The sequence below is a fragment of the Candidatus Magnetaquicoccus inordinatus genome, assembly GCF_004217665.1.
Taxonomy (GTDB): domain Bacteria; phylum Pseudomonadota; class Magnetococcia; order Magnetococcales; family Magnetaquicoccaceae; genus Magnetaquicoccus; species Magnetaquicoccus inordinatus.
Window position 1 is genome coordinate 1 of the sequence record NZ_RXIU01000375.1, and the last position, 1938, is coordinate 1938.

General features: G+C 57.6%; 4 protein-coding genes. All 4 read right to left on the reverse strand.

The annotated features are described in order from the left end of the window. Positions 1 to 91 precede the first annotated feature (91 nt). Positions 92 to 553, reverse strand: a complete 462-nt coding sequence (locus EJP87_RS15770; protein WP_478210086.1) for a phage tail tube protein — start codon at positions 551 to 553, stop codon at positions 92 to 94. Further along, entirely contained in the window at positions 510 to 1163 is a 654-nt protein-coding gene (locus EJP87_RS15775) for a guided entry of tail-anchored proteins factor 1 (RefSeq protein WP_130472807.1), read from the reverse strand. Before EJP87_RS15775 ends, EJP87_RS15770 begins: the two co-directional genes overlap by 44 nt. A 2-nt stretch (positions 1164 to 1165) precedes the next feature. Next, on the reverse strand, positions 1166 to 1501 hold the full coding sequence (locus EJP87_RS15780; RefSeq protein WP_130472808.1) for a hypothetical protein: 336 nt from the start codon (positions 1499 to 1501) through the stop codon (positions 1166 to 1168). A 194-nt stretch (positions 1502 to 1695) separates the two neighbouring features. After that, positions 1696 to 1938, reverse strand: a 243-nt coding sequence (locus EJP87_RS18090; protein WP_193771454.1) for a hypothetical protein, incomplete at its 5' end; no start/stop codon positions are given.

The following is a 1938-nucleotide window of genomic DNA, read 5'->3' on the forward strand; positions in this document are numbered from 1 at the left end:
AAGCGTTTGAGTTGTCCCAGGCTCAGTGCCGGAACCACCCAGTCACTGCCTGCAAAATGGACTGTGACGCCTTCGTGCGGAGGGGTACTCATCAGACGGCCTCCATGTCAATCTGGCAGAAGGCACTGATGTCGGTGCCGGTCTTGGTGTCGTCGGACAGCACCTTGGCCGTCAGAGTCAGCTTGGCAAACTCGTCGCTGATCAGGCCCAGTTCCTTGGTGGGCGAAAAAACGACGCGATACATCACCACCTTCAGTCCTTTGCCGTTGCGGGCAAAGTTCTTCCCGGCAAAAACCACCCGATACTCTTCCCCGACACCAACCAGTGCCTGAATGTTGTAGCCTGCCGAGGTGGTGTAGGAAACCTCAACCGGGGTGCCATCCTCGTCAATTTTGGTAGAGTTGGCCGAGATGAAGAGGCCAGCCGAGTTGATCTCATATTCGCTGACGGTCAGGGTCATGGTGCCCATACCCGTCCAGGTAACGGTGCCGTCGCTGGTGTCGGTACCATCAGTTTTCCAGGAAGGTGCCGACGCGCCTGACGTACCGGCCACTTTGCACTTGTAGAAGTGGGTGCCCGCAGCGGGTTTGACAAGCTGCCCGACAGTGTACGCCGTAGTAACCGCATGTACCGATGTCCGCCATCGTCCGTTTGACCACCGTGCTGAGACCGGTGGATTCATCCTGCAGGCGTTTCAATTCGGCGCGGGCCGTTGCCAACTCCCGCGTCATCTCGGCAGTCGGATTGGTGGTCTGCCGGAATTGTGCAGCAAGCTCCTGCACTTTCTCCCGTTGACGCACCGTGGCCGCCACAGAGGCTTTTTGCTCCTCGGTAAACAACGTGAAGGATACTTTTGCACCAGCCAAGTCGGCTTTCAGTTTCTCCAATGGCGCATTGGCCTCGGCAATCTGCCGGGCATAGTCAGCCATGGCCAATTGGGCAGAGCGCAGCGACTGGTGGGTGTCCACCAACTGCTGGCGCACTTGTTTCAAGCGATCGATGTCTGCCAGTCCAGCCATGGCGTTGCTCAACTTGGCTCCCTCGGCAGCAGCCGCACCGGTCAGGCCGGAGAGGGTCTTGTTGAACTCCTGCTGTACCTGGGCTGTGGCCCGAACGAACTGCTCCACATTCATGCGCAGGAAAAATTCCAGGGTGTTGGCCATAGTCATGCACTCGTTTGAAAATTGGCCAGCAGAGCGGTTTTGACCATCTCACCGGCCATCAGGAACAACATGGGGTGCATCTCCCGGAACACCGTCCAAATCTGCTCACACTCAGACAGCGAAAGATCCGCCAGTGTCTCGCCTGCAGGCGGGATGATGTTTTCTCCCTCCAGAAGGATGAGCAGTTGCGGCAGGCGCTCGGTCAGCAGGGTGAACACATCGGTGTTTTTCAGATCCTGGGAGATGGTGCGCAGGAACTTCAACACATCCCTGGGGCGCAACTCGTGCAGGATCACCGTCCGGCCTTCATCCAGATCGACTGTTTTTGTGATGCGCATTTTTTTCATCCATGTGCTGTGGGTTGGTTACAGACCGAGGTATCTGGCAACCAGCCAGTGGACTGGCGGGTTCTTTGACCAGTATTGATTGAGGGCCATCAGGCGGGGCAGAGTGAGACAGTCGTCGATATACTCCCAGGTCCAACCGGTCGAGGCGATGACGTGGGCATAGATTTCGTCCCAGTGGAGTTCCTCTACCCCGCCTTCACTTCCCCCGGGCGCACCAACCCGGAGGCCCGCATGATGGCCTCCATCAGAATGGGCACAGTGGCCAGATCCACCAGATCCTCGACATCCTCCACGTGGAGTTGCGGATAATTGCGGGAGAGAGCGGAATGAATCACCTGGAGGGCACTGTCGATCTGCTCAATGGAAAACTGGCCACCCTGCAGGTTCTGGAAATGGGGCATCAAGCGTTTGAGTTGTCCCAGGCTCAG